The organism is Streptomyces purpurogeneiscleroticus, from assembly GCF_020024005.1.
Classification (GTDB): domain Bacteria; phylum Actinomycetota; class Actinomycetes; order Streptomycetales; family Streptomycetaceae; genus Streptomyces; species Streptomyces purpurogeneiscleroticus.
Window position 1 is genome coordinate 1 of record NZ_NHSG01000035.1, and the last position, 6237, is coordinate 6237.

Sequence of the window (6237 nt, forward strand, 5' to 3'; positions counted from 1 at the left end):
GCCATGTCCGGATCACCGAGCCCGAGGCCGCCGCTGTTATCGAAAAGGTAATTCAGGGGTGCGCGTAAGCGGGTCAGAGGGCGAGTCTCAGGTGTGGGCCGCCGGGACGGACTGGCGGCTGCTGTACGGCGGCCGGACCCGCGCCTCGATGGCGTACGCCGACCGGCTCGCCGCACACGGGGAGCGCGTCACGCTGCGCCCGGAGGACGAGTACGGACTACTGGACCTGGCCGGCTACCTACGGGCCGCGACCCCGGGCACCCTCGTGTACGCCTGCGGCCCCGAGGCGCTGCTCGCCGCGGCCGAAAAGCAGTGCGAGGCGGCGGGCCTCCCGGAGGACGCGCTACGGGTGGAGCGCTTCCGCCCGGCCCCCGCCGAGGGCCGCTCCTTCGAGGTCGAGCTGGCCGACTCCGGGCTCACCGTACGCGTACCGCCCAACCGTTCGATCCTGGAGGCGCTGGAGGACGCCGGCGTACAAGTCCTCTCCTCCTGCCGCGCCGGCAACTGCGGCACCTGCGAGACCGAAGTACTGTCCGGCACCCCCGACCACCGCGACCACCTCCTCACGGACGCGGAACGCGCAGCCGGCGACACCATGCTCATCTGCGTCTCCCGCTCCCACGGCCCACACCTGAGACTCGCCCTCTGACCCGCTTACGCGCACCCCTGAATTACCTTTTCGATAACAGCGGCGGCCTCGGGCTCGGTGATCCGGACATGGCCGACCTCGTCGAGGAAATCGGCCGGCTCCCAGCGGAAATTCCGCGTGAATATTTCGTCGTACGTCTCATCCCCATTGCCGATGACGCGGCGGCGCACGATGCTCCGGGGGCTGCTGCGCGGACAGCCTTCGCTGATCTTCGCGTAGTACGTGATCCGGCCCCGGCCGTCGAGGGCGTCGAGCGTGGCGGGCGCAAGGGTGAGGAACGGGATGGCGGAGAGGTTGTTCTCCAGGCTTCCCCGCGGAATCGCCACCCCTTGCAGATCGATGAACTGCTCGATGGCATAACCACCGCCGCGCTCGAACATCAGCAACAGCGGCTCATACATGTCGGGCAGGTCCGGCAATTCCGCTTTGGTCTCCGCGCGCACGGCCGCGAAATACACGGCGCCCCGGCACGACTTCTGGATGGAGGGCGTGCCGACGTGCCGGCGAATGTATTCGTCGAGCTCGGCCGAGATCTCGGCGTCCAGCTCGACGGACGGGTCCACATACTCCGCGACGTCGAAGAACGGCCACGCGTTCTCGGCACCGTACGCACGCGCCCAGAGCGCGGCACGGCGCAGGTACTCGCGCATAAGCAGGGCCCGGGAGCGGGCGTGCCCGAGCGACACGCTGAAGTCGTCGTCCCAGGTGATGCCCCGCAATCGCATCAGCACGGCACTCGGCACGCCAGCACCCCCTTCATGGCCCGCCACCGGCGCTCACGCCGCCTCTCGCGCGCCGGACACATACCGGCTCGGCCGGGTCGGTCCGGACACGCTCCACACCGGTCAGCCCGCCGGCCGGATCCCCGTCAGTTTTTCCGTCATCGATTCGATGAAGGCAGCGGCCTCGACCTCGGTGATCTGCACATGATCGATGTCGTTGTGCCCCAAGGCATACAGCTTGAGATATTCGGTCGGTTCCCACCGGAGGTTCCGGGTGAATGCCTCGTCGTACGTTTCGGACTCCCTGCCGACCAGACGGCGCCGCAGGATCCCCCGCGGGCTGCTGCGCGGATACCCCTCGCTGATCTTTGCGAAATACGAGATCCGGCCTTCGGCCCCGGAATCGAGAACGTCGAGCGTACTGGGAGCGAGCGAGAGAAACGGCTCAGCGTTCAGATTGGATTCGAGGTTCCCGTGCGGGATCATTACGCCGTACAGGTCGATGAATTCCTCGATGGAATACCCGCCGCCCCGCCCGAACATGAGCAGCAGGGGCTCGTACGGATCGGGCAGCTCGGGCAGGCCGACCCCGGCCTCGCGCAGGGCGGCCCACCGTACGGCACCCCGGCAGACCCGCTGGGTGGAGGGGGTGCCGAGGTGCGACACGTACTCCTCCAGCTCGGCCGCGAGCTCGGGAGCCGGCTCGAACCCGGGGGCGGCGTACTCCGAAGCGTCGAAGAACGGCCACTCGTCCTCGGCACCGTACTCACGTGCCCACAGAGCCGCACGGCGCAGGTATTCCCGCATGAGTAGAGCACGCGACCGCCGGTGGTTGTTGGCCTTCTCCCAGTCGCCGTACCAGTCGACGGCACGCAGCTGCTCCAGCACGGCGCGTGGCAGTTCGGCACTCACTGCAGGTCCATCCCCTTCGAACGCAACACTTGGTGGATAGCCTTCACCACGTCGTCGATGTTGGACAAATCGTCGGCCAGCTTCACGTTCGGCGGCTCGATGCCCAGAGACCTCCAGTGCCGGAAGCCGCCGATCTTGTCGTTGGGCGCGATGTCATGCGCTCCCGCGTCCCGCAGATCCTGCGGGAACTGCGGCCGGCCGTACTTCCCGTCCCGGGGGTCGAGTTCCCAGAGGTGTTCGTACTCACGGATGTAGGGGAGACCGGATTTCATGAGGCGGCTCTCGACGAACTCGTGGGCCATGAGGTGCTTGAACTGCTGCACGCCCTCTTCCGACAGCTTCCCTTCGCGTGCGGCGAGCCACAGTTCGCCGATGTCCTTGCGCGGAGTGAAGAGGCCCTTCTTGAACGTGTCCGGACCAATGGCCACCACGTGCTGTGACCGGAAGAGATGGCTCTTGACCTGGCGGAGCACGGACTCGTCGACACCGGTGGTCCTGGAGACCGCCGGGAGGTCGACCTTGTTGTCGGTTGCACGGATGTTCTCGTACATCTCCGCCGCGACGACGGAGTCCGGGTCGTTGACGAAGTCCGGCTTCTCCACCCACCCGGCGCCGCTCCAGCCACCGTCGGGGCCGTCGGTGTAAGGGCTGTCGCCACCGTCACGCGTACCGTCCGCCGCGTCGTCGCCCAGGTCACCGGCGTCGTCCGCCACGTCGCCGGCGTCGTCGGCCAGGCCGCCGGTGTCGTCGCCCGCCCTCCCGAGGTCGTCGGCGACCGAGTCGGCGTCCTTGCCGAGTGCGGTCGCGAGGTCGGTGGGGCCGTGGCCGCCGAGGCGGATGGCGCCCGCGTCGTGCGGGACCGGCACCCTCCCGAACAGGTCGGACTGCTCGGCCTTGATCGCGGCGAGCTCGTCCGGGGTGACGCCGGGCAGCCGCTCCTTCTCGTACAGCGCGTGGCCGTCCATCTTGGCCGCGAAGCTGTCCGCCGTGTGGAACTGCAGCTCGAAGACCTGGCCGCTGACCGGGTCCCGCCAGGTGGAGTTGATGCCCTTGTAGCCGGCGGAGTCCCAGGTGTTCTTGAACGTGACGTTCTCGAAGCCCTTGGCCTGCAGGTCGTGGATCGCCTGCTGCACACCGTGGGTGTAGTTGTTGGCCGGTACCTCCATCGTGTAGCGGATGGAGTCCTTGATGTCGCCGAGCACCCGGCCGTGGTCCACGGCGATGTCCTCGAGCATGTCCGTGGCGAGCTTGCGCTTGAGGGAGTCCTCGCCCTTGAGGCGGTACTCCAGGCCGATCAGCTTGCCGTCGTCGACCTTGCCCGCGATGCCCTGCATCGACTCGGTGATACGCGGCTCCGCCTCGGCGGACCGGCGCATGAAGTCGTCGGCGGCGGCGTTCGCCTCCCGGTCCAGGCGCAGGCCGTTCTCGCCCGCCCAGGAGCCGTCGGGCAGATTGCCGCGCGGGCCGTCGGGCACGGCCGGACCGAGACCGCCGAGGTCACCGCCGTGCGGCGGGGGCGGCAGGTGGTCGGAGCCGGAGCCGCCGGGCAGGTCGTCCCCGGCACCGCCCGGGACGTGGTCCCCGGTGCCGGGGGTGTGGTCCCCACCGCCCGGGGTGTGATCGCCGCCGCCCGCGGGGCCGTCGCCGTGTCCGCCGCCGGTGGGCGGTTCATGGCTCGCCGCGGGGCCGTGGCCGAGGTCGTGGGCGGTCCCACCGGGCAGGTGGTTACCGGCATTCCCACCGGGGGCGTGGTCACCGAGGCGAGTGCCGGGCGCCTGGTCGCCGAGGTGAGTACCCGGTGCCTGGTCGCCCAGGTGAGTGCCGGGCGCATCGTCGACGAGGTGGGCGCCGGGGACGTTGTCCCCTGCGTGGGCGCCCGCGCCGACCAGGACCGGCTGCTGGACGTGGGCCGGAGATTCCACCCGCGGAGTGTCCGCAGCGGTGGCCGGGCGGACGTCCGGGGAGCCTTCCCGCGGCGCGTTGTCGGCGCGGTCCAGGACGTTGCCGTGCTGGTCGAGGACGTTGCCGTCGCCGTCGAAGTACCGGGCCGGCTCGCCCGGATTCGTCGGCAGCCTGGTGGCGTTCTCCGGCAGCGCCGGTACGTCGTCGGGGAGCCGCACGTTGCCGTCCGGCAGCCTGGTCGCCCCCGCGGGAACCGCCGCGCCCTCGGGCAGCCGGACCGTACCGTCGGGCAGCTTGAGCGACCCCTCCGGCAGCCTGATCGCGTCCGCCGGCAGCGCGGGGACATCGATCTTCCCGATGCCCTTGATGCTCTTGGCAATGTCGCCGATCTTGGTGAGGCCGGCGCCCGCGCCCTTGGCGACATAGGTCATCGGGTCGATGACCTTGCCCGCCTTACCGGCGACGGAGAGGGCCTTGGCGACCGCGCCGGCCTTGCCCGCGCCGGCCGCCGCGCCACCCGCGCCGCCGGTGAAGACGGTGGTGACGACATTGAACGTCACCGCGCCCGCCGCCCGGGCGGGGTTCTTGCCCCACTGGTCCCAGGCCACCAGGGCCTTCCCGGTCTCCTTCATCGCGGTCCGCGAATCCCGCAGCCAGGAGGGCAGCTTGTCCTCGGGCAGCGTCCAGAACGCCGCGCCGACCCCGGGAATGGAGGAGATCGCCAAACCGGTGGCCAGCTGCGCCAGGCCCTTCCACGCCTGCCCCATCGCATCCCAGCCGCCGAAGCCCACCAGGGTCCCCAGGCCCTTGATGGTGCCCCAGATGCCATCGACGATCAGCCCGTCCCACACGAAGGACTTCACCCAGTGGCCGACCTCGTACCAGTGGTGCTGCTCCTCCACCGGGTCACCCCAGGGCAGCTTGGCGTTCTTCATGTCCTCGGCGCTGAAGCCGTACTGGTTCTGCTTGTCCGAGCCGTCCCCGGCCACCATCTGGGTGCCGCCCCACAACGCGGTGATCTTGTTGTGGCAGGTCCGCTCCGCCGCCCAGAACGCCGCCACCGTGGCGGTGATGTCATCCCGGATCCGGTTGTGCTCGGCGATCAGATCCTCGTCGTAATCCCCGTCCTCATCGTCCTTGTGATCCCGGATGAAGTTCTGCGCCTGGGTCTTCAGCGCCGCCAGCTTCGGCACCAGGGGCCGGATCTCGTCGGCGTAGGCGGACAGCGCCGAGGCCACCGTCTCCAGGCCGTCGGCGAAGCCATCCGCCCGGTCCTGCACCGGTTTCGTCGTGGCGAAGAGCTGCTCGGCCTCGGGCGCCTTGTAGTACGCGGACAGGCCCTGGAAATGGGAGTGGACGTCCGAGCCGGTGGTGCGGATATGCCCGGCATCAGTCTTCAGCGCCGCATGGTCCTTCTCCAGCTGCGCCAGATCACCGGTGTACTGCGGGATCTGATCAGGCTTCAGCTCGATCTTCATGCCTGCTGTGCCCCCGGCTTGCTCGGATCCACATCCACCGCCCCCAACGCCTTGCGCTGCGCCTCCGCGGCCATCTCCAGATCACCGTTGGTGTAGGCCGTCGTGGCGTCCACCGCACCGTTGAGCGACTTGCCCGCCCGCATCGCGATGAACTTCAGGTCATTGATGGTGTGCTCGGAAAACTGCGACAGCGCCAGCGCCACCAGCCCCCCGGCCGCTTTTTCCCCGCCCTGACCGCCGCCCTCGGCGGTGATCGTGCCCGCGCTGGTCGCCGCGGACTGCAGATGGTCCCCGTACGCCTTGGTATGCGTCTCGATCTTCCCGGCCATCTCACCGGTCGTCTTCAGCACACCCTGAATCCCCTGCGGATCCAGATCCCAGCCGGCCATGCCTACCTCAGCTCCCCGTTACCAGCCAAGCCACCCAAAGGGTCAGCCGATGTTGTCCACCGCGGCCTTCGCCTTGGACAGCGTGTGCTGCGCGGTGCCGTCGTTCTTCTCCAGCGTCGTCTTCAGCAGCTGGATGATGTTCTTGACCTCCTGCGAGGCCCGGTTCCAGCGCAGCTCCTTGCCGT

The 6237-nt window shown here is 69.2% G+C and carries 5 protein-coding genes and 1 pseudogene; 1 reads left to right on the plus strand and 5 read right to left on the minus strand.

What is annotated here, in order from left to right; translation table 11 throughout:
* Positions 1–91: 91 nt before the first annotated feature.
* Positions 92–649 carry a flavin reductase family protein gene (locus CCS38_RS00930; RefSeq protein WP_308050634.1) on the plus strand — a complete coding sequence of 186 codons (558 nt, stop codon included), beginning with the start codon at positions 92–94 and terminating at the stop codon, positions 647–649.
* A 5-nt stretch (positions 650–654) separates the two neighbouring features.
* Here CCS38_RS00930 and CCS38_RS00935 read toward each other — a convergent pair whose 3' ends face one another.
* The 5 genes and pseudogenes from CCS38_RS00935 to CCS38_RS35860 all read right to left on the minus strand — a co-directional run.
* Complete coding sequence (locus CCS38_RS00935) at positions 655–1392, minus strand: hypothetical protein (protein WP_223731253.1); 738 nt, start codon at positions 1390–1392, stop codon at positions 655–657.
* A gap of 102 nt (positions 1393–1494) precedes the next feature.
* Positions 1495–2259, minus strand: a complete 765-nt coding sequence (locus tag CCS38_RS00940; RefSeq protein WP_223731254.1) for a hypothetical protein — start codon at positions 2257–2259, stop codon at positions 1495–1497.
* A 20-nt stretch (positions 2260–2279) separates the two neighbouring features.
* A complete protein-coding gene (locus CCS38_RS35460) occupies positions 2280–5663 on the minus strand; it encodes a hypothetical protein (protein WP_308050635.1) in 3384 nt (1127 codons plus the stop codon).
* Positions 5660–6052, minus strand: a complete 393-nt coding sequence (locus tag CCS38_RS00950) for a DUF6507 family protein (protein WP_223731255.1) — start codon at positions 6050–6052, stop codon at positions 5660–5662. Before CCS38_RS00950 ends, CCS38_RS35460 begins: the two co-directional genes overlap by 4 nt.
* Before the next feature lie 42 nt (positions 6053–6094).
* Positions 6095–6237 (minus strand): annotated as a pseudogene (locus CCS38_RS35860) (hypothetical protein); the annotation flags it as partial.